Here is a 25385-nt window from a genome sequence, read left to right as displayed (position 1 = left end):
TTGCCTGAGCTGTAACGGGCGGGCCCACCGTTTGGATTGGCTTCAATCCCAAGCGAAAGACGTTGGTGCCCGGCCAGACTTCTTCCCGCCCGGTTGCTCACACTGCTTCGGTGCACATCCTGTAGCTTTGGAGCCATGTCCTTTTCATTCTATCGGTTGCTTTTTGCGGTGCTGTCTGCGCTGTTGCTGCCTGCCTGTTCTTCCCAAACCCAGCACCCCATGCACGTTCCCGCTACTGCCGTATCGCAGCTCCAAGCCTTTAAGACCCAGGCCAAATTTGATGCGGATTCCATGTACACCGGGGCCTGGCCGGCGGAAATCCGGCCCGTGCTCAATGCGGTGCTCAACCAGTCGGCCGATGCCTTTATTCGCATCACTGCCGCGCAGCCCACCCAGGAGCAGTACTTGCAGGCCCTGGCGGCCGGCCTGGCTCAAATCGATGCCGACGAACTGGATACCGAAGACCGGGAACGGGTAGCTACCAAATACCAGGAGCTAATGGATATCGTGGGCTTGCCGAGCTCGGAAGGGCAGCTGAACAAGTTTGTTTATGGCGATTTTCTGGGTGGTCTGGTTTCAGAATCTAACTTGCCAAAACAATAGCTGATGACGCAGCCGTAGCCGGACATAGCAGACTGCCTGTCAGCGGCCCAATTATTTTTCCATGATGCTTCACGCCATCTCCTCCCCGTTGCGGGTGCTGCTCCTGCCGCTGCTGCTGCTGAGCGCCTGCCAGTCGGGCACCAAACCCACCGCCGAAACCGGCAAAACGGCCCAGGCGCCGGCCGCAGCGCCCGACTCGTCGGCCTTCACCGTGCGGCATCCGGCCTGGGCCGGCAATGCCACCATCTACCAGGTAAATGTGCGGCAGTACACGCCGGCCGGCACCTTCCGGGCCGCTGAAAAAGACCTGCCGCGCCTGCAGAAAATGGGCGTCGGCATCCTGTGGCTCATGCCCATCAACCCCATCGGCCGCAGCCACCGCAAGGGCACGCTGGGCAGCGCCTACTCCGTGCGCGACTACCGCGCCGTGAACCCCGACCTGGGCACGCTGGCCGACCTGCAGCACTACGTGAGCACGGCCCACGGCCTGGGCATGCACGTCATTCTGGACTGGGTGGCCAACCACACGGCCTGGGACAGCAACCTCACCACCGAGCACCCCGACTGGTACACCCGCGACGCCAAGGGCCAGTTCCGCCCGCCCGTGGCCGACTGGCAGGACGTCATCGACCTCGACTACTCCAAGCCCGCCCTGCGCCAGTACATGACCGAAAGCATGGTGTATTGGGTGAAAACCGCCGGCCTCGACGGATTCCGTTGCGACGTGGCCGGGCTGGTGCCCACCGATTTCTGGAACGACACGCGGGCAGAATTAGAAAAGGTGAAGCCCGTGTTTATGCTGGCCGAATGGGACGAGTTGTTTCCGCCCACCTTCATTTCCCGCAAGGAATTTGACCCCAACACCCGCCTGCTCGAAAAGGCCTTCGACGCCACCTACGCCCTGAGTTTGCACGGCCTGCTCGACAGCATCGGGCGCGGCCAGAAACCCACCGCCGAGCTGGCCCGCTACCTCGCGGCCGAGCGCCGCATGTACCCGCCCGGCGTGAACCTGATGACCTTCACCAGCACCCACGACATCAACGCCTGGGACGGCAGCGAGTACGAGCGCCTCGGCGCCAACGCCCTGCCCGAAGCCGTGCTCACCACCCTCTGGCCCGGCATCCCGATGCTGTATAACGGCCAGGAAGCGGCCATGAAACGCCGCCTGCGCTTCTTCGACAAAGACACCATTCCGTGGAATGGCTACCCGCTGCAGGGTTTCTACACCACGCTGCTGGAGTTGAAGAAGCGGCACCCGGCGCTGCGGAATTTCGACGCGACTTCCACGTTCAAGCTGCTGCCCAGCCCGGCCCGAACAGTAGCGTTTGAGCGCCAGAAAGGCGGGGCCGCCGTGGTGGTGGCCGTGAACCTGAGCGACCAGCCGCAGCAGGTGCAGTTGCCCGCTCCGCCCCTGCCCGACCAGCTTTATCAACGGCTTTTTGCCACCGTCGGCCAGGAAAAGGGTGGTTCTAGCCCTGCCTCGTCCGTGACGCTGTGGCCGCACGGCTACCAGGTGTGGGAACGAAACAGCGGAAAATGAGTAAGTAACGCTGACACCAACCGTTCAGCTGCCCATGCCCCTGCTCGCCGAAACCATTGTTCCCTTTGACTGGCAGCGCCTGCTCTGGACGGCCGATGCCCCGCCCGCTTTCCTGTTTGAAGTCGCCTTTCGCTGCGTGGCGGTGTATTTGCTCACGCTGGCGGCGCTGCGCGTCACGGGCCGGCGCGGGGTGCGGCAGCTTTCGCTGTTCGAGCTGAGCATCATTCTGGCGCTGGGTTCGGCCGCGGGCGACGCCATGTTTTACCAGGATGCCGCCCTCACGCATATCGTGCTGGTGTTTGGGGTGGTGATGCTGCTTTACGTGGTGCTCAACCGCCTCACCGAGCGGTTCCCGCGCTTCAGCGACTGGCTGGAAGGCACGCCGGTAAAGCTCGTGGCCGACGGCGCCATCGTCGACGCCGCCCTGCGCAAGCAGAACCTCACGCACAAGGAGCTGTTCGGCGAGCTGCGGCAGCTGCAGGTCGAGCACCTGGGCCAGGTGCGCCTGGCCTACATCGAAGCCACGGGCCAGGTCAGCGCCTTTTTCTACGAAGACGACGAGGTGCGCCCCGGCCTGTCCATTCTGCCCGAAGACCGGGAAAAAGCCATCAGCCTCATCGAGAAAGAGGGCGCCTACGCCTGCACCGAGTGCGGCAAAGTCGAAACCCTGACGCCCCGGCCCGCCCACGCCTGCCCGGTGTGCCGCTGCAACAAGTGGCTGCCCGCCCGCACGGCCCGCCGCGTGGCGTAGGGCAGTTGCCCGGTTTTCGAACGACGTAGGGGCGGGGCTTGCCCCCGCCCGCCATCCGCGCCGCGTCCACGATTTCGTTCAACGGCGGGCGGGGCAAGCCTCGCCCCTACAGCGTTCGGGCCTGATTTAACTTTTCGGTGCGGCAGCGGGTTGAACTCATTCATCTTTTCCGACTTCTGCATGTCCGAACTCTTCGATACCGAGCAAATCAATCACCTCATCCGCACGCGGCGCAGCACATTCATTCCGCAGTTTGCGCCCGGCCGCGTCATCCCCGATTCGACCGTATGGCAGCTGCTCGAAAACGCCAACTGGGCCCCCAGCCACAAGCAAACCGAGCCCTGGCGCTTCGTGGTTTTCACTGGCGCGGGGCTGCAAAAACTTGCTGATTTCCAGGCCGATTTGTACGAGCGCACCGCCGGCCCGGCCTACAAAGCAGCCAAGCACGCCAACCTGCGCAACAATCCGCCGCAGTGCTCGCACGTCATCGCCATTGCCATGAAGCGCACCGAGCGCCGCTTGCCCGAAATCGAGGAAATTGAAGCCGTGGCCTGCGCCGTGCAAAACCTGCACCTCTCGGCCCACGCCTACGGCCTGGGCGGCTACTGGAGCAGCGGCGGCATCACCTACACCGAGGAGGCCAAGGCCTTTTTCGGACTTGAAACTGACGACCGGCTGCTGGGCTTTTTCCAGCTGGGCTACATCGACGTACCCTCGGCGCCCGGCCAGCGCGGCCCGGTGCAGGCCAAAACCCGCTGGGTGAGCGAGTAGCGTCAAAGTCCGGCCACCTATATTTAGGACCCGGAACCGGCGCCGATGGGCGGTTTGCGCCGTGCAACCGCCGCTGGCTTTCCGGCATCCTATTGCCAACTTATTTTCTGCATCTTAATGAAAAAACTCCTCTACGGCGCGCTGGCGCTGCTGCCCGCCCTGGCCCAGGCGCAGGCCCCGGCCGAAAACTTTGTGGTGAAAGGCACCGTGGGCGCCAAAGCCGGCGTGGCAAAAGCCTATCTGCGCTACGTGAATGCGCAGAAGTGGATGGTCGATTCGGCGGCCGTGAAAAACGGGCATTTCGAGTTCAAAGGCGCGGTGCCCGAGCCGGGACGCGCCTCGCTCATCCTTAGCCACAACGGCACTTCGCTGGCCAAATCGAAGGACGCCACCAAGGATTTTTTCTTTGTGGAGCAAGGCACCATCACCGTCAGCACCCCCGATTCGGCTACGAAAGCCGTGGTGCGCGGCACGCCGCTCAACGACGAAAAAACCAAGCTAACGGCCTCCATGAAGTCGCTGGACGACCGCTACGAGGCCTACATCAAGGAGTACCGCGCCCAGCCCGAGGCCACGCGCAAGGACCCGGCTTACATCAAGCAGCTCGAAGCCAAGCTCGACCCCATCGAGGCCGAGCAGAAGAAGATGCAAACCGCCTACATCAAGGCCCACCCCGACACGCGCTACAGCTTATTTGTGCTGCAGGATGCGAGCGGCTCCGTGCCGGAAGTGGCGTCTTATGCGGCCCTCTACCAGGGCCTGAGCGCCAACCTGCGCAACTCGCCGCGCGGCCAGCGCATCGATGAGCAAATCAAGCGTTTGCAGAAAGTGGCCATCGGCGCCACCGCCCCCGATTTCACCCAGAACACCCCCGACAACGTGCCCGTGAAGCTGAGCAGCCTGCGCGGCAAGTACGTGCTGATTGACTTCTGGGCCAGCTGGTGCGGCCCCTGCCGCCAGGAAAACCCCAACGTGGTGAAGGCCTACAACGCCTTCAAAGACAAAGGCTTCACCATCCTCGGCGTGTCGCTCGACCGCGAGGGCGCCCGCGATGCCTGGATGCGCGCCATCGAGAAAGACGGCCTGGCCTGGACGCAGGTGTCGGACCTGAAATTCTGGAACAACGCCGTGGCCCAGGAATACGGCGTGCAGTCCATCCCGCAGAACTTCCTGCTCGACCCGCAGGGCAAAATCGTGGCCGCCAACCTGCGCGGCGAGGAGCTGCAAAGCACCCTCGGCAAGCTGCTGAACAAGGTGAACTAGCTTTTTGCTTCGCTACTACGTACGCCGCAAATAAGGGCTTTTTCTTTCGGGAAGCAGCGCTGGTTTGCGGCGTTTTTTTGGATGTCATGCAGAGCGCAGCGAAGCATCTCGCTCGGGGCAGTAATCAGTTGCTTAGCTGCGGCACGCGAGATGCTTCGCTACGCTCTGCATGACGTTTTGCGTATTCTACATCCTTATATTCAACGCTCCCATGGACCCCGCTTTCTCCCAGCAGTATGACCTGATTCGCGGGGCGCGCGCGGCACTGCTGCGGTATTGCGCCACGCTCAGCCCGGCGCATTTTGTGGCGCCGGTGGCCGCCTTCAACCATAGCAGCATCCGCGATTTACTGGTGCACGTGGCGGACTGCTACCAAGGTTGGCTGGGCGAGGTGGGGCTGGGCCGGCCGCTGGTGCGCCCGCTGCCGGCCCAGGTGCCGGACGTGGCGGCCGTGCGGGCCTTGTTTGCAAGCGTGGATGCGCTGGTGAGGGAATTCGGGCAGCACTTTGCCGGCCAGTGGCTCATCACGCAGCATTTTGTGTCTGCGCGGCACCCAGCGCCCTTGCGGCTGTCGCCACTGCATTTGTTCACCCACGTCATCACCCACGAGTTTCACCACAAAGGCCAGGCCCTGAGCATGAGCCGGCAGTTGGGCTACGTGCCGGTGGATACCGACGTGATTCGGACGTAGCGCGTTGCTCGGCCTTTGTCTCTCCTTATCCCCAACCTGCTTTCCGTATGCTGCCTCTCCTCGGCCTGCACCACGTGGCCCTCATTTGTGCCGATTACGCGGCGTCGAAACGCTTTTACACCGAGATTCTTGGGCTGGAAATTCTGGACGAAACCTATCGCGCCGCCCGCAATTCGCACAAGCTGGATTTGGCCGTAAACGGGCAGTACGTGTTGGAGTTGTTTTCCTTCCCCCAGCCGCCGCCGCGCCCCAGTTACCCCGAAGCGGCCGGCCTGCGCCACCTGGCCTTCAGCGTGGCCGATGTAGCCGCCGCCATCCGACATATGGAAGCCCACGGCGTGACCTGCGAGCCTGTGCGGGTAGATGAGCTGACGGGCCGCCGCTTCACCTTTTTCGCCGACCCCGACGGGCTGCCGCTGGAATTCTATGAGGTGTAGAGACGTAATAGTTGGAGTCTCGTCGTTGAACGACTTGCGTTGAATTCCCCCACGCGGCGCAGACGACGAGACTCCAACTATTGCGTCTCTGCATCGTTCAACCATCACCAGACGATAACCGCCGGCACCAGGGCCGCGTAGCGAGAAGCTCCACCACGCCCCTCCCGATGCCCGACCACCCGCTTGCCACCCGATTCACCGTGCCCCACCCCGAGTGGGCCGCCCACGCCACCATCTACGAAGTCAACGTTCGGAATTTCACACAAGAGGGCACGTTTCGGGCTTTCGAGGCGCACCTGCCGCGCCTGGCGGCTATGGGCGTGGGCATTGTGTGGCTGATGCCGGTGCATCCCATTGGCGAGGCGGAGCGCAAAGGCACGCTGGGCTCGCCCTATGCCGTGCGCGACTATTTCGGCGTGAACCCGGAATTCGGCACACTGGACGACCTATGCCATCTGGTGAAAACGGCGCATGGACTGGGAATGAAGGTGATACTGGATTGGGTGGCCAACCACACCAGCCGCGACAACGCCCTCATCGCCGAGCATCCCGACTGGTACCAGCACGACGATGCCGGCCAGCTGGTGCCGCCCGTGCCCGACTGGACCGACGTGGTGGCCCTCGACTACACCAACCGCGCCATGCGCCATTACATGACCGGGGCGCTGGCCTGGTGGCTGCGTGAAGCCGACATCGACGGCTACCGCTGCGACGTGGCCGGCCTGGTGCCCACCGATTTCTGGGACGAGGCCCGGCCGGTGCTCGACGCCATCAAGCCAGTATTCATGCTGGCCGAGTGGGACGAGCTCTACCCCTCGGGCGGGCTGACCTGGGAGGAATTCAACTCCGATACCAAGCTACTGGAAAAGGCTTTCAACATGACCTTCGGCCTGCGCCTGCACTACCTGCTCGACCGCATTGCCGAAGGCCACGCCCCGCTGGCCGACATCGACGTGTACCTGGCCGCCGAGCGCGCGAAATACCCGCCCAGCGTGTACCTGATGCACTTCACCAGCAACCACGACGTAAACAGCTGGGACGGCACCGAGTACGAGCGCCTGGGCCCGCTGGCCCTGCCCTTCGCCGTGCTCACGGCCCTGCTGCCGGGCATGCCCATGCTCTACTCGGGCCAGGAAGCGGGCCTGAACCGCCGGCTGGCCTTCTTTGACCGCGACCCGATTGAGTGGAACAACTACCCGCTGCAGGACTTCTATACCCACCTTTTTCAACTCAAAAAAGCGCACCCGGCCCTGCGCAACGGCGACCCGACCAGCCAGTTCCAGCGCTTGCCGGGCCCGCTGGACGTGTATGTTTTCACCCGCAGCAAAGGCGGCGCGGCGGTGCTTTGCGCCGTGAACGTGGCGGCCGAGACGCGCACGCTGTCCGCCGTGGCCGGCCGGTGGCGCGACTTGTTCAGCGGCGAAACGCTGATGCTGAGCGACGGCCAGCCCCTGGAAATCCCGGCCCACGGCTGGCGTGTGCTGGTGGCTGAAACGGCGGTCGGCTAACCTTCGGGGCCACTTTCCGGTTAGCCAAGCTCATTCTTTGAATCTTCTTTCGCTATGCAAACCCGTGAACTGGGCCGCTCCGGCCTGCACATTTCGCCCCTGATGCTGGGCGGCAACGTCTTTGGCTGGACCATCGACGAGGCTACTTCCTTCGCCGTACTCGATGCCTTCGTGGCCAACGGCGGCAACGCCATCGATACCGCCGATGGCTACTCGGTGTGGGTACCGGGCCACGTGGGCGGCGAGTCGGAAACCATCATCGGCAAGTGGCTGCAGCGGCGCGGCCGGCGCGACGACGTCGTCATCGCTACCAAAGTGGGCTGGGAAGTGAATCCCGAGAATAAAGGCCTGAAAAAGGACTACATCCTGCGCGCCGTGGAAGGCTCCCTCAAGCGCCTGCAAACCGATTACATCGACCTCTACCAGTCGCACAAAGACGACGAAACCACCCCAGTGGAGGAAACGCTTGAAGCCTATGCCCAACTGGTGAAAGAAGGCAAAGTGCGCGCCGTTGGGGCTTCCAACTTCACGGCGGCGCGCCTGCAGGAGTCGCTGGCCGCCAGCAAGCAGCACGGTTTTCCGCGCTACGAAACGCTGCAAAACCTTTACAACCTCTACGACCGTGAAGATTTTGAGCAGAACCTTGCGCCGCTGCTGCTCGAAGAAAACATCAGCGCCATTCCGTACTACGGCCTCGCGGCTGGTTTCCTCACCGGCAAGTACCGCGACCAGAACGACCTGCAGAAAAGTCCGCGCGGCGCCGGTGTGGGCCAGAAATACCTGAACGAAAAGGGCCTGGCCCTGCTCACCGCCCTCGACGCCGTGGCCGACCACCAGCAGGCCACGCCCGCCCAGGTGGCCCTGGCCTGGCTGATGCAGGCCCCCGCCGTGACGGCCCCCATCGCCAGCGCCACCAGCGTGGGCCAGGTCACGGAGTTGCTCGAAGCCACCGAGCTGCGTCTGACGGCCGATGACGTGCAGACCCTGCAAGAGACGCAGCCGGTGAAGGCGGAATAGCGTAGGGTTGGTAAAGAAAGAACGTCATGCAGAGCGCAGCGAAGCATCTTTACCGCCACCAGTAATTATTTACTGCCGCGGTAAGGATGCTTCGCTGCGCTCTGCATGACGTTCAAACTTCGCTGCTACTTCCCCACCACATCCACAAATTCGTACTTCCGGACCACTTCCAGCGGCTGGCCGTTGGCTTCGGCGTAGGGGTACACGAAGTAGTTGAGCGGCGGGCCGGCCTGTTTGGGGGCCAGCTCCACGTCGCGGCCGCGGGTGAATTCGACGCGGTTTTCGTCGTGGGCGCCGAAGAAGTAGTTGCGCTTGTCGGGGTTCTTGGCGGCTTCGGAGGCATCGACGGGCACCCAGCCGGTTTCCTTGGTGTAGAACTCGGCCCAGCAGTGGTAGCCTTTAATTTCGCCCTGGCCGCGGTCGGCGGGCAGGGGCAGGCCGATGCTGAAGCGCGCCGGGATGCCCAGGCTGCGGCAATAGCCGATGACGATGGCGTGGAAATCGGTGCAGTTGCCGCGGCGGGCGTCGCAGGCGTAGTAGATGTCGCCGCGGCCCCAGCCCTGGCCGGTTTTGTCGTAGGTGACGGTGCTCACCACGTGCTCGTAGATGGCGCGGGCTTTCTCCAAATCGGTTTTGGCGCCGGCTTTGGCCACCACTTCCTGGGCTTGCTGCTTGATTTTGGCATCAAGCGGCACGAGGCGGTCGGGGGCCAGCCAGCGAGCCAGGTCAGGGTCGGGTTTTTCTCTGGCGACGTAGGCGGTGGGCGTGTTGGCGCGCAGGTTGAGGTGCTCGCGGCGCGTGATTTGGCCCCGCATGGTAACGACCATCGGCGCGGTGGGCATCGTGGTGAGGTGCAGGTAGTACATCTGGTTGCCATAGGCCCCCTTCTCAATCTTGGAATGCGCCTTGCTGTCGAAGGAATGGTTGACGGCCACGGTTAGATTGCCCACCTTCTGCGACCCGTCGGAGTGCGGCATGGGCAGCCACACATCCAGGGTTTTGGTGCCGGGCGGGGGCACGGGCACGGTGGCCGTGACGGTGAGCGCGAAGGTGCGGCTGCGCGGAACAGGCACGGCCGACGCGCCTTCGGAAGCAGCAAAGCCGGACAGCACGGCAGACGTGCCCAGCAGCCCGGTCCAAACGGTCGAGCGGTTCAACAAGGAAAGATTCACAGAAACGGGGCAACAAGTCGCTGCTGGCGGGCGTCAATCGAGCTGGGTAGAAGCCGGAAATTGCTCCTACTCAACGGCCAAGGCCATTAGCCAATGCCCGTTGACGCGGCACTCCGAAAAGCGTCCGCCAGTCGGGGCCAACCAGACCCCAGCAGTGCCCCGAAGGTACGACCCACGGCGCCGTGGCTACTTTCGCGGGCCCAACCCGCCGCTCAATGAAAACTACTGGCCTGCCCGTTCTGGCCCTGGCTTCGTTTCCGCAGGCCCACACGCCTGCGCCGTACTACTGCGAGCGGTTGGAAACGCACGTCGTCCGGTTTCCGCACGTGAATGTGCCGCACGCCCACGATTTCTACCTGCTGCTTTACGTCACGGAGGGCGCGGGCACGCACACCGTCGATTTGGTGACGTATGAATTACGGCCGGGCAGCGTGTTTTTTCTGGCGCCGGGGCAGGTGCATCACTGGAAGCTGGGGCCCGATGCACGGGGGCTGCTGGTGTTTTTCAGCGCTGATTTTTACCTGTTTCGCTACCCCGGCAACGGCCTCTACACCTACCCGTTTTTCGACAGCACGCACCCACCGGTGTGCTACCTGGCGCCGGATGAAACCGAAATAAGAACCGTGTTCGAGCGCCTGCTGGCCGAGTACAATGCATCCCACACCAACCAGGCCGAGGTTTTCCGCAGCTATCTGCACCTGGCCTTGGAGCTGGCCACGCGCCACTACCCGGCCCAGCCGGCGGCCGAAACCAGCGCGGCGTTGCAGCAAATCCGGCAGTTTGGCGCGCTGCTCAACCAGCATTACCGCACCAAGCGCAGCGTGAGCAACTACGCCGAATTGCTGCACCTCTCGGCTAACCACCTCAACGCCCTGTGCCGCCGGGTGCTCAACAAAACGGCCAGCGCGCTCATCCACGAGCGGGTCATCACGGAGGCGCAGCGGCTGCTCAGCCACTCGGCGCTGGGCGTGGCGCAGGTGGCATACGAGTTGGGGTTTGAGGACGCCTCGTACTTCGTGCGCTACTTCCGCAAATACGCCGGCACCACACCGGAGGCGTTTCGGCAGCAGCGTTGATTTGTGCTGTAGGAAGCTGTAATCGGGCTGCAGAGGCGGGCGCGGGGGCCGGTAATTTTGGGGTATCAATGCGGCGGGTGCCGCGCCAGCTAGTCGCGCATGGGCGCGGGCCGCTTTCTCCCGTATAGCTTTTGTTGCCTCATGCATCCCTCCTCCCCCGCCCCGGTCATGACCGAACCCACTGAAACGCCCGAATTTGTCGATTCCACCGCGCTGGCGCTGGCCACGCTGCGCTGCCCACGCTGCCACCAGGGCCGGCTGTTCAGCACCTCGGCCCTGAACGTGACGAAATTTGCCCAAATGCCCGCGCAGTGCCCCGTGTGCGGCCAGAGCTTCGAGCCCGAGCCGGGCTTCTACTTCGGCTCGATGTACATCACCTTCGCCTTCAACGTGGCCACCTTCCTGGTGTTCGGTGTGCTCATTTACTACTTGATGGGCAACCCCGATACATGGGTGTACGTGGCCATCATCACTGGCGTCACGGTATTATTTACGCCGCTCATCCTGCGCTACTCGCGGGCGCTGATGCTGTATTTGTTTGGCGGCGTGCAGTATAACAAGAGTTGGGCGCGGCGGTAGAGACGCATAATTGCGTCTTGTCGTTGAACGACCAGAACCGCACTTGCCCGCTCCCGCCCCAATTAAACAATATTAGCAACGACAAGACGCAATTATGCGTCTCTACATCGTTCAAATAGCAAAAGCCCCGGCCGCTAGCAAAAGCCCCGGCCGCTTCAGTAGCAGCCGGGGCTTTTGATTTCTTAAGCGACACTTTCCCTACCGCAGCACCTGCGCCCGCCACACGTTGTTGCCCGGGTTCACATCGGGCAGCAGCTTGCTGGCGTTGAGGCGCACCAGCGTGAGCGGCGTGGTGGAGTTGTAGCGGAACGTCCAGGTGCCGCCGCGCTGCCAGATTTCGACGGGCAGCTTCACGCGGGTGGTTTTGCCGGAGGTTTCGGTCACGTCGGCCGTCACGGGCATGGCGGCCTGGCCGCGGTTTTCAATGGTAATGAGGGCGCCCTGGGCGGGGTCCTGGTTCACGTAGGTGACGGTGGTCACGGCCTGGTCCAGAATCCAGTTGTTGTACACCCACTCCTTCCAGAACCAGGTCAAATCCTCGCCGCTGGCCTCGTTCATCGTCCGGAAAAAGTCCTTGGGCTGTGGGTGTTTGAAAGCCCAGCGCCGGATGTAGGTGCGGAAAGCGTAGTCGAACCGCTCCGGGCCTAGAATTTCCGAGCGCAGCAAAAACAAGCCGTAGCCCATCTTGCTATACGCCGCGAAGCCCAGGTTCTGGGGCTGCGTCACGTCGGGCACGGTGTAGGGCGGGTCCATGGTGGGGCTGGCGATGGCACGCGCCAGGCCCTGCACCAGGCGGGTGGTGTCGTTCAGCTGCTTGGCGTACTCGCCGTTGTTAAAAGCCGCCGAGGACAGCATGTTGATGAAGGTGTTGAAGCCCTCGTCCATCCACGGGTACTTGCGCTCGTTCGAGCCCACAATCATCGGAAACCAGTTGTGACCGAACTCGTGGTCTGTCACGCTATAAAGGCTGGCTTTTTTGGCCCGCGAGCCGCAAAACACGATGCCCGGGTACTCCATGCCGCCCACCACGCCGGCCACGTTGGTGGCCACCGGGTAGGTGTACTCGTACCACTGCTTCGAGTTGTATTCGATGCTTTTCTTCACGTACTCCGTGCTGCGGCCCCAGGCCGAGTCCTGCGCCACCTCGGCCGGGTAGAGCGACATAGCCAGTGACTTGCGCCCGCTGGGCAGGTTCATCCTAGCCGCGTCCCACACGAAGGCCGCCGAAGCCGCCCAGGCCACGTCGCGCGCCCGCTGGCACTTGAAGTGCCAGGTCAGGCGGCCATTTTTGCCACCGGGGCGCGAGCCGGCCTGCGTCACCTCGTCCACCGAGCGCACGATGACCGTCTGGTCAGAGCCGGCGGCTTTGGCCAGGCGGCTCTGCTGGGCGCTGGTGAGCACCTCGGCGGGGTTTACCAGCTCGCCCGAGCCGCCCACGAGGTAGTTGGCCGGCACGTTCACGGTGTAGTCGAAGTTGCCGTATTCGAGGTAAAACTCGGCCACCATGTAGGGCAGCGTGTTCCAGCCTTCTACATCATCGTACACGGCCATGCGCGGGTACCACTGCGCTATTTCGAAGATTTCGCCGTTCTTGGTTTTCAGGCGGCCCAGGCGGTCGGAGCCGTATTCGGGCACATTAAAGCCGTAGGCGATGTCGATTTTCAGCTTGTCGCCCTGGGGCTTCAGCGCCTCGGGCAGCATGATTTGCACGCGCGTATCCTGCACGCGGTAATTGGCTTTCAGCTTCTTGCCGTGCAGCTCAATGTTCACCGTCTGCAACGAGTCGCCGCCCTGGAAGCCGCGGGCTGAGTTGCCGAAGCGCCCGCCGGCCGGGGCCGTGGCCGCCCCACCGCGCGAGTCGGCACGGTAGAGGTTCTGGTCGAGCTGCAGCCACACGAAGGCCAGCGCGTCGGGCGAGTTGTTGGTGTAGGTGATGCTGGCGGTGGCTGTCACGCGGGCCGCTTTCTCATCGAGACGGGCGTCGATTTTGTAGTCGGCCGCGTTTTGCCAGTACTGGGCGCCGGGCTGGCCACCGGCCGTGCGCGTGGGCGTGCTCAGCTGCTCAATAAAGGAAGGGTTGAACAGCGCGCGGGCATCAAAAGCCGGCCCCGTGGGCACCGGCGGCTGAAACTGCGCCGCCGCCGTGCCCGCCACCAACAGCGCCGCACCCAGCAGAAAAGGAAATTTCATGAAGAAAGGAATGAAATGATAGTAAAAAGCGCGAAAAACGTCTGTTTTCCTGCCAAAGGTAACGGCGCGGCTCCGCCCTACGCCAGCTTTTGACGTACCAGTTCCATCAATCCATTCAAATCGGCTGTCCGCATTTCTTCGGCCTTGATAAAAGGCTTTAGCGCGCCCGTTTCGTCCACGGCAAAAGCGGCCGGCAGCCGGTGTTTCGCCCACGCCGGATAGGCACGGATGAACTCGTCGCGGTGCAGAAAATCCACCGGCACGGGCAGGCTCCTGATGAACTCACGCCAATCCGGCCGCATGCTGGTGGCGCCGTAGGTGACGGCGCAGAGCGCGCAGGCGTAGGTGGCGGGCGAGAGGATTTTGTGGAACGTGTCCTTCAGGCCGGCCAGCAGGCCCGCGTCGGCGTTGTACACGAAAAGCAGGCGCTGGGGCAGCATCAAAGTCAGAAAAATGGCAGAATAAATCCGTGGCGGCTATTTCTCCGCCAGCTGATACGGCACGTAGTTTTCCCACTGCCAGGGCGTGGCCCGGTCGCCGAGCAGCCGTTCCAGCAGGGCTTTGAAGATTTTGTCGGCGTTGGAGCTATTGCCCATCAGCAGTAGGCCCACTTTGCGGTCGCCGAAGACGACGCTGTGGTTTTCCCAGCCATCGTCGTGCCCTTCCTTGAAATACGCCGGGCCATAAGGCGATTCGAACGTGCCCCATCCCAGCCCGTAGCCCAGCCGGATGGCGCGGTTGCTATCGGGCGCGGCCACCGCAGCCAGCGGCCCAAACTGCGCTTTGAACGGAATGCGCACCTGCCGCAGCGTCATCTCCCGCTTGGCGTCTGGGGTGAGGCCCTTGCCCTGCATCACGGCGGCTAGAAAGGCAGCGTAGTCGGCGGGCGTGGTTTCCAGCGAGCCGGCCGCGCCGGCTTTGGTGCGCTTGCGCTTTTCGAAGGGCTGGCCCTGCTCGTCGTAGCCCAGGGCGTAGTTCTGCTCGAAGGCTGGCTGCCACACGTAGCTGGTGCGGCTCATTTTCAGGGGTCCGAACACCCGCGCTTCGCTCAGCTGCACCAGCGTTTGCCCGGTGATGGTTTCGACCACCAGCTGCAGCAGCTGCAGGCCCTCGCCGGAGTAGCCGTAGCGGGCGCCGGGCTCAAATTGAAAGCGCAGCTTTTTATCGGGCGCTATCCAGCGCCAGTTGGGCAGGCCGGTGGTGTGCGTGAGGGCCATGCGGGCCGTGAGGCGCTGCCACCGGTCGTCGCCGGCCAGGTCGCGCCAGGCCTCGTAGTCGGGCAACGGCTTGGGCAGGTAGCCGGCCATTGGCTTGTCTAGGTCGAGGCGCTTTTCCTGCACCAGCTGCATCACGAGGTAAGCAAACACGGCCTTGCTGAGGGAAGCGCCGTACATGGCCGTCTGGGGCTCCAGGGGCGCTTTGGTGGCCAGGTTGCGGTAGCCGTAGGTGTGCAGGTAGCGCACCTTATTATTCTCCAGCAGGGCCACCGCCAGGCCCGGTACCAGAGCCGAATCCATGAGCTGCTGCACGGTCCGGTCGATGTCGGCCGGGCGCAGGGTGCGGCCGTCGAGGGTGTGGAAAGCGGGGGCTTGCTGGGCCAGGGCGGGCGCGGCGGCCAGCGTGAGGGCGAGCAGTGGCAGGCGCATTTTCATGGTTAGTGAATTTCGAGCTTGGCGTAGGCGAAGGTGTTGCCCGGTTTTTTGCCTGTCCACATGCGCTTTTTCAGCAGCAAGGTTGAGTTGGACAGCCAGTGGATTTCGGCCGGCTCCCAAGTGGCTGGGTCAATGGAAGGCTCTAATTTCCAGACCTGCCACCAGCGGCCTTTCTCAAACCGGAATAACTGAATGCTATTGTCGGAAGCCCAATACTCTATACCGGCTGCGACGGCCGCAAAATAGTTAAGGTCGGGCGAGAACACTGGCTCACCATCCAGTTCCAGCTTTTGTCCGCTTCTACCAACGAGTACATTTTTAGACCATTCGTAGTGGTTATGCCGCATCAGGTGAAATTGAAACTGCGGCCAGTACCCTTGATAAGTATATTCTTCCCAATCGGGGTCTTCTTCGTCAACGTCACTGTCCTTAAAAACCACGCTGCCTTTCGCCGCGGGAATTACAATGCGCCTCTTCTGCTTCCTCACCGGAAACGTCATTGTTGGCTTGGTATCAACCGCCGCTTTCAACGCCCCCAGATACGCCGCCCTCGTCAGTGGGCTGAGCGCGACGCGTACTTTCGGCGGGGCACCGGCGGGTAGCTTCAGGAGCAGCGCGAGGAGTACCAGCGGCAAGAGTTTCATAAAATACTTCGGCGGTGAATGCCGCGCCAAGGTAAGGCTGGGCGCATCTTTGCGTCCATGCCCAACGCTACCGCCCCACTCCCCTACCTCGTTTTCGATTTCGACAGCACCTTCACCCAGGTTGAGGGGCTCGATGAGCTGGCCGACATCGCCCTGGCCGGCCGCCCCGACGCGGCCGAGCGCGTGGCCCAAATCCGGGCCCTCACTGACCAGGGCATGGCTGGCGAAATCGGCTTCCAGGAGTCGCTGAGCCGGCGGCTGGCGCTGCTGGGGGCCAACGAGAAGCACCTGGCGCCCCTCATTGCTCGGCTCAAGACCAAGGTAAGCGAGAGTATCCGGCGCAACGGCAACTTCTTTCGGCAGTTTGCCGACCGCATTTACGTGGTGAGCAGCGGCTTCCGCGAGTTCATCGAGCCGGTGGTGGCCGAGTTCGGCATTGCGCCCGAGCATGTGTTGGCCAATACCTTCACCTTCGATGCGGAGGGCAACGTGACGGGCTGCGACCCAGCCAACGTGCTGAGCCGCGACGGCGGCAAAATTCGCCAATTGGTGCTGCTTGATTTGGACGGGCCGGTATACGTGCTCGGCGACGGTTATACCGACTACCAGATTCGCGAAGCCGGGCTGGCCCACCGTTTCTACGCTTACACTGAAAACGTTAGCCGGCCCACCGTGGTGGCGCAGGCCGACGAAGTGCTCCCGACTTTCGACGAGTTTTTGTACCAACTAAAACTTCCCATGACTTTATCATACCCCAAAAACCGCATCAAGGTGCTCCTGCTGGAAAACCCCGATGCCCGCGCCAAAGAGCTTTTCCTCGCCGAAGGCTACCAGGTGGACACCGTGCCCGGCGGCCTCGACGAAGACGAGTTGATTGCGCGCATTGAGGGCGTGAGCATCCTGGGCATCCGCTCGAAAACGCAGGTGACGCAACGCGTGCTCGATGCCGCCAACCGGCTGATTGCCATCGGCGCCTTCTGCATCGGCACCAACCAGATTAACCTGACCGGCGCCATGAAAAAAGGCGTGGCGGTGTTCAACGCGCCGTTCAGCAACACCCGCTCGGTGGTGGAGCTGGCGCTGGGCGAAATCATCGTGCTTGCCCGCCGCATTCCGGAAAAGAACCCCAAGATGCATGCCGGCGAGTGGGACAAGTCGGCCAGCGGCTCGTTCGAGATTCGCGGCAAGACGCTGGGCATCGTGGGCTACGGCAACATCGGTTCGCAGCTGAGCGTGGTGGCCGAGGCCGTGGGCATGAAGGTGGTGTACTTCGACGTGGCCGAAAAGCTGCAGCTCGGCAACGCCGTGAAGTGCCGCACGCTGGAAGAGCTGCTGGCGCAGTCCGACGTGGTGACGCTGCACATCGACGGCCGCGAGGACAACACCAACTACATCGGCGCGGCCGAATTTGCGCTCATGAAAAAGGGCGCCCTGTTCCTCAACAACGCCCGCGGCCACGTGGTGGAAGTGCCCGCCTTAGCCGCCGCCCTGCGCAGCGGCCACCTCGGCGGCGCGGCCGTCGACGTGTTCCCGTATGAGCCAAAGACGAACAACGAGAGCTTCGAAAACGAGCTCCGCGGCCTGCCCAACGTGCTGCTCACGCCCCACATCGGCGGCAGCACGGCCGAGGCCCAGCGCAACATCGCCGAGTTTGTGCCCGAGCGCATCATGCAGTACATCAACACCGGCAACACCCAGCAGTCGGTCAATTTTCCCAACATCCAGCTGCCCGTGCAGCAGGCGCACCGCCTCATCCACATCCACGCCAACGTGCCCGGCGTGCTGGCCAAAATCAACAACGTGCTGGCCGCCCACCACGTCAACATCCTGGGCCAGTACCTGAAAACCAACGAGCACATCGGCTACGTGATTACCGACATCGACCGGCAGTATGACCAGGAAGTAATTCAGGCCCTGCGCGCGGTGGAGCACACCATCAAGTTCCGGGTGCTGTATTAAGGGTGAAGTAAAGGAACGTCATGCTGAGCGCAGCCGAAGCATCTCTACCGCAGCAGTAATCAATTTTACTATTGTGCGGTAGAGATGCTTCGGCTGCGCTCAGCATGACGTTCCTTTGGTGCGGCTGCCGGCTTCATCCACACCTTCTAATTAAAGTATCTGTTTTGATGAAAGCACTGCTCATTCTGGGGTTGGCGCTGTTGCTGGCGGCCGGCGTGTGGTGGACGGGCAAGCGCGGAGCTGGCCCCGGCGCGGCCTTTGCCGAACGGCTCTACCAGAAAGGCGTGCTAAATGCGGCGGGCCGCGCCGAGTTGCTGAGCCGGATGCGCAAGGGCACGTTATCGGTTTGGGAAACAGACTCCACAGGCGAACAAACCGCCCAGGTTCCAACCAATGGCCCGCCCGGCATTCTTGCGTTTTGCGCGGAAGCTTTTCAGAATGAATTCCAGTACCGGACCTTCAATCAGGAGATGCTTTACGAACTGATGGAATTGGCCAACGACTCTGCCGACCAGGCGCCCGGGAAGTCGCGGGTGCGCGTGGTGAGCAAATACGCCGCCACGCTGAAGCGCTTCCACAACGACACCGTGGCTTTTACGCGCTGGTACCGGCAGCAGCTGCCGGCCCGCCTGCGCATCGAGGACGCTATTCGGGCCGAAGACTCGGTGGGTGAAATGGGCTGGACGATTTATCCGCCGCTGTCGGCCATATCGCCGCCGCTCACCCATTGGATTAGCGAGCAGCGCAGCGCGTTTGGCAAAACCCGCACCCGCACGGCGCGCGACTTGTTCGCGCTGGGCCTCATCGAGCAGCCCGTTTACGAGGAGCTGCAGCGCCAGCTGAGAATGGGGCAGCTACGCACAGAAGCCGAAGTGTGCCACACGGCGTCTGAGCTGACGCAGCACCGCGCCACCTACGCCCGTACCAAAGCCGAACAGCTGCGCTGGCTACGGCGCCTGCAGCGGGCCGGCGTGCTGTCGGAAGCCCAGCACCAGCGCCTGGTGCGGAATTATCAGCCCTTTCAACTGTATAAGCCGTTCGATTTGCTGGCGTATTGCGAGCGTGGCCGCATCGTGGACCTGCGGAAGCTGCCGCGCCAGCCGGAGGCGCTTTACCCGGCGCTTTTTGCGCAGCTGCCGGCGTTGCTGCCCGGCTTCCACTACACCAATTTGCGGGTGACGACGAGCATCAAGGACTTTGGGCCAACGTCGCTGGCCCAAAACGTCACGCTCAGTTTCCGCGCCGGTGGCCGGCGTTACGAGGACACGTTTTGGCAAGATTTCATCAACAAAGACGGCACCGACCCCAACCCGCCGCTGGGCGCCCAGGTAAGCGAATATTTCCAGCGCAGCCTCAACCAGTGGCTAGCCGACCAGAATTCGCCTCTGCGCCTCTATCGCGCTTCCACACCCGACGCCCGGTCGGTGTACGGCAACGAGCGGCTGGGCCTGATTGCCATGACCAAAGCGCAACGGGCCTTGTGGGGCCCGGCCTACTATTTTCTGTCCGATGAATCGCACGACAACCGATTCAATTCTACACATATTGAGCAGTTGATAGCCGATTACCGGCAGCTGGGCCTGTTTTCGCAGTTGTCGGCCGCGGAGTTGGTCAAAGGGCGCGAAGCTGCCTTGCGTGGCCACAAAACGAGCTATGCCGCCGTGCTGCTGTGCTTTCCGAATGTCATTCATCCCATCGATTGGGAATCGGCCATATCGCCCGCGCCGTACGCGGCGCGCACCCGGGCGCTGGCGGCCATTTCGCGCGGCGGCTTTGCGCCTACCCACATCCAGGATGGTTTCAACCCAGACTTGCCTGAGGACGCCACTTTTTCCTTCGGCTTCCGGCTGGGCGGGCAGGCGTATGGCATGCGGCTGAAAATCAACTCCGACTGGCTCGACACCGATTTTGTGGACCTCATCAAGCGCGCCCTACGGGAGCAGCACGCGCCCGGCCAGCTCTACGATTGCCTCGGCGGCGAGGGCTACATCTTCCTCACGCCCACGCAGCACGCGCAGCTGAGCGTCACCCAGCCAGAACTGTTCGAGGCGCCGGCCGACAACCTGGAGGAGTAGGCGCTGCTGTTTTCGGAGGTGCCGTCGTAGCTTGCGCTACTACTCATTTTCAGGAAACCGCATCTACCCATGCAGAAAGCGTTGATTCTGGCAGCCGCGCTGCTCGGCACTTGCCCGCTGGCCCAGGCCCAAACCCAGACGCCCGCCGCTTTTGTGCTGCGCGGCACGCTGCCCACCGTGCAGGGCCCGGCCAAAGTCTTCTTGGTGCGCGAAACGCTGGCGGGAAATGCCATCACCGATTCGGCGGCGGTGAAAAAGGGCGAGTTTGTGCTGCGCGGCAACGTGCAGGCGCCCGCCAAGGCCCGGCTGGTGCTGGTGCCGCGCGGTCACAAGCGCCGCCTCTACACCAGGCAGGCCGACAACGCGGTTTTCTACCTCGAAAAAGGCACCACGGTATTCACCTCGCCCGATTCGCTGGCACACGCCGAACTCAGCGGCTCCCTCCTTTCGTCGGAATACCGGGAGCTGACCCGGCCGCTCGACGTGGTGAAACGGCAGCAGGACTCGCTCTACGCGGCGTACCGCAACACCGCGCCCGCCACCCGCGCCACCGCCACCTTCAGCCGGCCCTACAACGCCCGCTACACCGCGCTGCAATCGCAGTCGACGCGCGTTCTGACTGATTTCATCAAGGCCCACCCCAACTCGCTTATCAGCCTGGGGGCGGTGAAAGAAGTGGCCGGTCCCATCCCGACTTACGCCACCGCAGCGCCGCTTTTCGCCCTGCTCGGGCCTGAGGTGCGGCAGCTGCCCGAGGCCGTGTTGTTTGGCCTGGCCCTGCAGCGCCTGCAGTACGTGGCCGTGGGCGCCCGGGCCCCCAATTTCGAGCAGCCCACTGCCGACGGCAAGCGCGTGGCGCTGGCCAGCTACCTCGGCAAGTACGTGCTGGTCGATTTCTGGGCCAGCTGGTGCGGCCCCTGCCGCCGCGAAAACCCCGAGGTGGTGAAGACGTACGAGCAGTTCAAAAACCGCAGCTTCGAGATTCTGGGCGTGAGCATCGACGTGGAAAACGACCGTGCCCAGTGGCTCAAAGCCATTGCCGACGACCACCTCGCCTGGACGCAGGTGTCGGACCTGCGCCGGGGCAACGCCGCCGCCACGCTCTACAGCGTGAACGCCGTGCCCCAGAACTTCCTCATCGACCCCAACGGCATCATCGTGGCTACCAACCTGCACGGCGAGGAGCTGCGCGCCACCCTGGCCCGCCTGCTGCCCCAGCCGTAAGCACGAGTGCCCCGAAGCGGGAGCTTCGGGGCACTCGTGCCAAAATGCCCAACGGCCCCGGCTTCCACATCTGGAAACCGGGGCCGTTGTTTTTAAAATCGGGCCTTATTGACGGGTCACTTTCTGGGTGATGGTGCCGGTGGCGGTGGTGAGGCGCAGCACATACACGCCGGCGGCCAGCTCGGGCAGGGCGCTGAGGGCCTGCGGGGCGGCACCCAGGATGAGCTTGGCAGCGTACACCGGGCGGCCGGTCAGGTTGCTCAGCGACACGGTTACGGCTTGGGGCTCAGCAGTGCCGGGCAGGGCCACGGTGAGGGTTTCGGCAAAGGGGTTGGGGTAGGCGTCCAGGACTTTGGGGGCCGGCGCGGCGGCCGTGCTGCGGGTCAGCGTCACCACCGGCGAGTAGGCCACGGTGCCGTCCAGGTCTACTTGGCGCAGGCGGTAGTAGCGGCGGCTGGCGCTCAGGGCCGGGGCCGAGGCATCGAGGTAGTCGTAGTTGCGAACGGTGGGGTTGTTGCCGGCGGCGGCCAGCTCGCCAATAGCGGCGAACGTACCGCCATCGGCCGAGGCTTCCACCACGAAGCGGGCGCTGTTTGTTTCCTGGGCGGTGCTCCACTTCAACTGATTGCCGGCGCTGGTGGCCTGGCCGGCGAAGGCCGTGAGCACCACCGGCAACGGGGCCGTGAGGGTGGGCAAGGTAGCCGACTGCGCTTGCTCGTAGCGATACACCGTGCCCACGCCGTTGCCCACGAAGAGGTCGAGCAGGCCGTCGCCGTCGTAGTCGGTCACGGCCGGGGCGGCGTAGCCGTCTTTGCTGCTGGGGTTGGTGCCCGAATTGCCCATGTTGATGACGGTGGCGGAAGTGCCATCGGTGCTCAGGTTGCGCACAAAGTTGAAGGTAAGGGCATTGGCAGCTGTTTGGGTGTAGAACTGCACGTTGCCGGTGTAGTTGCCCACCAGCATGTCGAGCTTGCCGTCGCCGTCGTAGTCGGTGATGAGCGGCTTGCTCACAGCGCCGGCATCGACGTCGGCGCCAGTACCCAGCTTCACCGTCGTGGCGGTGGTGAAGCCGGCCGTGGTGTTGCTGGTGCTGGCCAGTTGCTCATAGCGGTTCAGCAGGCCGTTGTTGGAGCCCACCACGATGTCAATCAGGCCGTCGCTGTCGAGGTCACCCACCGTAGGACGGGCGTAAGAGCCGGCATTAGCGGTAGGCGAAGTAGTGGCGCCGTAGGGGTTGTTAAATAAGGTGCTGACGGGGCCCACTTTGAAGGCGTTGGCGCCAGTGCTGGCGGCCTGCTCGTAGATGTACACCTTGCCGGTTTCTTCGCCCACAATGATTTCCTGCAGGCCGTCGCCGTCGAGGTCGCTCACCGTCGGCTTGGCGTAGAGGCCCACGTCCACGGTGCCGCCGGCGGCGAAGGTGATGAGCGTGCCCGTGGTGCTGAAAGGCTGGTTGGTGCCGGTCTGCTCGTAATCCATCATGGTGCCGTCGCCCTGGCCCACCAGCAGCTCCAGCAGGCCGTCTTTGTCGAGGTCGGCGGCCACGGGCGTCGAGTAGGCCCCGGCGGCGGTGGCGCTGGTGGCGTTGGCGCTCAGCTGCGTGTAGTTGCTGCTCGACGAAGCGCGGGTCACGCCCAGCTTGGCGGCGCTCAGGGCGGTACCGGCGGCCGTGGTCAGCCGCACCTTGCCCGTGCCGGCGGCGGCGGGCACGATGAACGTGGCCGTGGTGGCCGGCACCAGGCCCGGCGTGGCGCGCACGGCCAGGCCGTTGAGCAGCACCGAAGTGAAGCCCGTGAGGTTGGTACCGGTGATGGTGACGGTGGTGCCGGGGGCGGCCGTCGTGGGCGTCATGCTGCTGATGGTGGGGGCCTGGGCCAGGGCGGCCACGGGCAGCAGCAGGCCCAGGGTAGCCAGCATCGAGCGGCGGGTGGCAGTCAGGAAATCGGAAGCGAAAGTAAACGTGGACATGGCGTTGGGAGAGTTATTGTCGAGGTGGAGAGCGGTGGGTTTGTGCCGCTGTGGTGATACAAAATTGTTAGGCGTGCCGACCTCTTATTTCCCCTCATCGTTTGACCCGGGTCATTCCTCGTTAAAGCCGGGCAAATTCCCAGCGAATGAAAAAAGGGGCCCGTGAGCCTGATTTTGGCTGTTTTTGGGCTCCACCAGCCTGTTTGGAGCGCCTGCCGTGCCAGACGGACCGTTCACCGGGCGAAGCCGGCGATTGGCGGGTTGTTAAACCCGCTGGCGGGGCCAGGGTCTAGCTTCACGCGCCGCTGCCGGCCGGGCCCCGGGCGCATGCCCAACCGTTGCTGCCCGGGCGGCGGCTTTTCTGCCCTCCTTCCCACCCCCGTTTTATGCCCCGATACCGCTACGCCCTTCTCCTTTCGCTGCTGTTGGCCCTGCCGGGGCTGGCCCGGGCCCAGGTCACGCCCAACGTGAGCAGTTGGGTGGTAAACACTACCGGCGCCACTGGCTTTGGCGGCATCCCGAGCAACGTGCAGCGCGTGCAGTATTCGGCCGGCAATGTGTACGTCACCTGCACCGGCGTGCCGAGCTACACCATCGGCCCCTGGCCGGGCAACCCCAACACGACCACCAACCAGAATTTCGTGTTCAAAATCACGCGCACGCCCACGCCCAACACTGCCACGCCCACCGCCACGCCCCTGGGCCACACCGGCGTCTGGAGCAACGGCGTGAGCATTTTCAACGCCAAAGACGGCATGAGCTACAACAATGCCGGCGTGTGGAACCAGAACGCCATCGTGGTGGAAGGGCCCAGCTTCGATTCCTGTCTCGGCCACCCGGCCCCCAACGGCGAGTACCACCACCACCTCAACCCGCGCTGCCTCTACAACGACCGCGACAGCACGCGCCACTCCCCCATCATCGGCTTCGCCTTCGACGGCTACCCCATTTACGGCGCCTACGGCTACGCCAACACCAACGGCACCGGCGCCATCAAAAGCATGCGCACGTCGTTTCGGCTGCGCAACATCACCACCCGCACCACCCTGCCCGATGGCTCGGCCGCGCCCTCGGCCGGCCCGGCTATCAACGCGGCCAAGCCGCTGGGCTACTACATCGAAGACTTCGAATACGTGGCCGGCCGCGGCGACCTCGACAGCCACAACGGCCGCTTCTGCATCACGCCGGAGTACCCGGCCGGCACCTACGCCTACTTCGTCACCATCAACAGCCAGTATGCTGGCGGCTACCCCTACACGCCCGGCCCCACCTACTACGGCGTCATTCCGGCCGGCGCCACCGGCCCGCAGTCGGGCCACGCCGTGGTGAACGAGCCCGTGACAACCTACGTGGTGACGGCCAACTTCGTGGCCGCTAGCCTGCAGGTGAGCGTGTTTCCCAACCCCGTGAGCGACCGGCTGACCGTGGCGCCCGAAGGCGGCGTAGCCAACGACCTACGCGCCCGCCTATTCAACACGCTGGGCCAGCCCGTGGGCGCGGCGCTGGAGCTGCATCCGTCCGTACCCACCGAGTTTGAGGTGTCCGACCTAGCCGCCGGGGTGTACTTTCTGAAGGTGGAAGGTGCGGGCGTTTCAGCCACCCAAAAAGTGGTGGTGACGCATTAGTTCACAAGCCGCACCTACAGTCGCGCCCGCACCTGCGCCAGCACCCGCTCCACTTCGTTGCGCATGGCGCCGCTTTCGGCTACGTGGTTGTTGTTCATGAATGAGAAAGCCACCAGCCGGCCGCTTTTGGTGCGCAGGTAGCCGCACACATTCAGGTTGTTGCTGAGCGTGCCGGTTTTGCCCCACACCCAGGGGCCGGCGGCGTCGTGGTAGCGTTTGCGCAGGGTGCCCTGGCCGCCACCGGCCGCCAGCAGGCTGAGCAGACGGCGCTCGGGCAGCTCCTGGTGCAGCTTGAGCAACAGGCAGGTGAGGGTGCGGGGCGTGATGAGGTTGAGGCGCGACAGCCCCGAGCCGTCTACCCACACCACCGGGTCGGGCAGGGTGGTGAGCAGGTTTTTGCGGGCGTAACGGATGACGCGGCCGGTGCTGAGCGAGTCGCGCCGGCCGATTTTGGTGCTGCACATCAGCAGCAGCTGTTCAGCCAGGAAGTTGTCGCTCACGCGCAGCATGCGGCGGTAGAGCGAATCGACGCGCAGGCCGTAGAGCGTGCGGATGGAGTCGCCCTGCGCCGGGCGCGGGCGCCAGATGGCGTTGCTGGTGGCCCGGCGCAGGGTATCGCCCAGCAGCCGCAGCATGAGCC

General features: G+C 63.6%; 22 protein-coding genes. 15 read left to right on the top strand and 7 right to left on the bottom strand.

Translation table 11 applies throughout. The features are described 5' to 3' along the window. Window positions 1–135 precede the first annotated feature (135 nt). The 9 genes from Q5H92_RS23870 (at window position 136) to Q5H92_RS23830 (ending at window position 8581) form a co-directional block, all read left to right on the top strand. Window positions 136–603 carry a DUF4844 domain-containing protein gene (locus Q5H92_RS23870; RefSeq protein ID WP_305014090.1) on the top strand — a complete coding sequence of 156 codons (468 nt, stop codon included), beginning with the start codon at window positions 136–138 and terminating at the stop codon, window positions 601–603. 61 nt (window positions 604–664) lie between these two features. Continuing rightward, window positions 665–2143: an alpha-amylase family glycosyl hydrolase gene (locus Q5H92_RS23865; RefSeq protein WP_305014089.1), complete on the top strand. Its 1479-nt coding sequence runs from the start codon at window positions 665–667 to the stop codon at window positions 2141–2143. A gap of 34 nt (window positions 2144–2177) precedes the next feature. After that, the gene (locus Q5H92_RS23860; protein ID WP_305014088.1) at window positions 2178–2894 is read left to right on the top strand and encodes a DUF421 domain-containing protein; all 717 of its coding nucleotides are present in this window, start codon (window positions 2178–2180) and stop codon (window positions 2892–2894) included. Window positions 2895–3074: 180 nt separating this feature from the next. Then, window positions 3075–3665 (top strand): nitroreductase family protein, encoded by a 591-nt coding sequence (locus tag Q5H92_RS23855; protein WP_305014087.1) that lies wholly within the window; start codon window positions 3075–3077, stop codon window positions 3663–3665. Window positions 3666–3782: 117 nt separating this feature from the next. Next, complete coding sequence (locus Q5H92_RS23850) at window positions 3783–4928, top strand: TlpA disulfide reductase family protein (protein WP_305014086.1); 1146 nt, start codon at window positions 3783–3785, stop codon at window positions 4926–4928. 211 nt (window positions 4929–5139) lie between these two features. Next, a complete protein-coding gene (locus tag Q5H92_RS23845) occupies window positions 5140–5619 on the top strand; it encodes a DinB family protein (protein ID WP_305014085.1) in 480 nt (159 codons plus the stop codon). 47 nt (window positions 5620–5666) lie between these two features. Beyond that, entirely contained in the window at window positions 5667–6056 is a 390-nt protein-coding gene (gloA2, locus tag Q5H92_RS23840) for an SMU1112c/YaeR family gloxylase I-like metalloprotein (RefSeq protein ID WP_305014084.1), read from the top strand. 167 nt (window positions 6057–6223) lie between these two features. Continuing rightward, on the top strand, window positions 6224–7564 hold the full coding sequence (locus tag Q5H92_RS23835; RefSeq protein WP_305014083.1) for an alpha-amylase family glycosyl hydrolase: 1341 nt from the start codon (window positions 6224–6226) through the stop codon (window positions 7562–7564). A gap of 54 nt (window positions 7565–7618) precedes the next feature. Further along, entirely contained in the window at window positions 7619–8581 is a 963-nt protein-coding gene (locus Q5H92_RS23830) for an aldo/keto reductase (protein ID WP_305014082.1), read from the top strand. Between the two features lie 125 nt (window positions 8582–8706). On the opposite strand, the gene Q5H92_RS23825 is transcribed toward Q5H92_RS23830, so the two are convergent. Beyond that, window positions 8707–9753 carry a transglutaminase-like domain-containing protein gene (locus Q5H92_RS23825; RefSeq protein ID WP_305014081.1) on the bottom strand — a complete coding sequence of 349 codons (1047 nt, stop codon included), beginning with the start codon at window positions 9751–9753 and terminating at the stop codon, window positions 8707–8709. A 215-nt stretch (window positions 9754–9968) separates the two neighbouring features. Between Q5H92_RS23825 and Q5H92_RS23820 the strand changes: the two genes are divergently transcribed. Further along, entirely contained in the window at window positions 9969–10829 is an 861-nt protein-coding gene (locus Q5H92_RS23820; RefSeq protein WP_305014080.1) for a helix-turn-helix domain-containing protein, read from the top strand. A gap of 168 nt (window positions 10830–10997) precedes the next feature. Continuing rightward, window positions 10998–11408: a DUF983 domain-containing protein gene (locus Q5H92_RS23815; protein ID WP_305014079.1), complete on the top strand. Its 411-nt coding sequence runs from the start codon at window positions 10998–11000 to the stop codon at window positions 11406–11408. Window positions 11409–11606: 198 nt separating this feature from the next. On the opposite strand, the gene Q5H92_RS23810 is transcribed toward Q5H92_RS23815, so the two are convergent. The 4 genes from Q5H92_RS23810 to Q5H92_RS23795 all read right to left on the bottom strand — a co-directional run bounded on the left by Q5H92_RS23810 (window position 11607) and on the right by Q5H92_RS23795 (window position 15894). Beyond that, entirely contained in the window at window positions 11607–13598 is a 1992-nt protein-coding gene (locus Q5H92_RS23810) for a M1 family metallopeptidase (protein ID WP_305014078.1), read from the bottom strand. A gap of 77 nt (window positions 13599–13675) precedes the next feature. Continuing rightward, on the bottom strand, window positions 13676–14038 hold the full coding sequence (locus Q5H92_RS23805) for a hypothetical protein (protein ID WP_305014077.1): 363 nt from the start codon (window positions 14036–14038) through the stop codon (window positions 13676–13678). A gap of 36 nt (window positions 14039–14074) precedes the next feature. Further along, window positions 14075–15244 (bottom strand): serine hydrolase domain-containing protein, encoded by a 1170-nt coding sequence (locus Q5H92_RS23800; RefSeq protein ID WP_305014076.1) that lies wholly within the window; start codon window positions 15242–15244, stop codon window positions 14075–14077. Window positions 15245–15252: 8 nt separating this feature from the next. Continuing rightward, a complete protein-coding gene (locus Q5H92_RS23795; protein WP_305014075.1) occupies window positions 15253–15894 on the bottom strand; it encodes a hypothetical protein in 642 nt (213 codons plus the stop codon). 57 nt (window positions 15895–15951) lie between these two features. Between Q5H92_RS23795 and serA the strand changes: the two genes are divergently transcribed. The 3 genes from serA (at window position 15952) to Q5H92_RS23780 (ending at window position 21152) form a co-directional block, all read left to right on the top strand. After that, the gene (gene serA / locus Q5H92_RS23790; RefSeq protein WP_305014074.1) at window positions 15952–17853 is read left to right on the top strand and encodes a phosphoglycerate dehydrogenase; all 1902 of its coding nucleotides are present in this window, start codon (window positions 15952–15954) and stop codon (window positions 17851–17853) included. A 167-nt stretch (window positions 17854–18020) separates the two neighbouring features. Continuing rightward, on the top strand, window positions 18021–19928 hold the full coding sequence (locus Q5H92_RS23785) for a hypothetical protein (protein ID WP_305014073.1): 1908 nt from the start codon (window positions 18021–18023) through the stop codon (window positions 19926–19928). 69 nt (window positions 19929–19997) lie between these two features. Next, window positions 19998–21152 carry a TlpA disulfide reductase family protein gene (locus tag Q5H92_RS23780; protein WP_305014072.1) on the top strand — a complete coding sequence of 385 codons (1155 nt, stop codon included), beginning with the start codon at window positions 19998–20000 and terminating at the stop codon, window positions 21150–21152. Between the two features lie 105 nt (window positions 21153–21257). Here Q5H92_RS23780 and Q5H92_RS23775 read toward each other — a convergent pair whose 3' ends face one another. Then, window positions 21258–23120 (bottom strand): FG-GAP-like repeat-containing protein, encoded by a 1863-nt coding sequence (locus Q5H92_RS23775; protein WP_305014071.1) that lies wholly within the window; start codon window positions 23118–23120, stop codon window positions 21258–21260. A gap of 386 nt (window positions 23121–23506) precedes the next feature. Between Q5H92_RS23775 and Q5H92_RS23770 the strand changes: the two genes are divergently transcribed. Next, window positions 23507–24745, top strand: coding sequence for a T9SS type A sorting domain-containing protein (locus Q5H92_RS23770; RefSeq protein ID WP_305014070.1), 1239 nt, complete (start codon window positions 23507–23509; stop codon window positions 24743–24745). Window positions 24746–24759: 14 nt separating this feature from the next. Here Q5H92_RS23770 and Q5H92_RS23765 read toward each other — a convergent pair. Continuing rightward, the coding region (locus Q5H92_RS23765; protein ID WP_305014069.1) for a D-alanyl-D-alanine carboxypeptidase at window positions 24760–25385 on the bottom strand (626 nt) is incomplete at its 5' end.

It is taken from the genome of Hymenobacter mellowenesis (genome assembly GCF_030581005.1).
Classification (GTDB): domain Bacteria; phylum Bacteroidota; class Bacteroidia; order Cytophagales; family Hymenobacteraceae; genus Hymenobacter; species Hymenobacter mellowenesis.
Note: the sequence above shows the minus strand (reverse complement) of the source record. Positions and strands in the feature narration are given on the sequence as shown.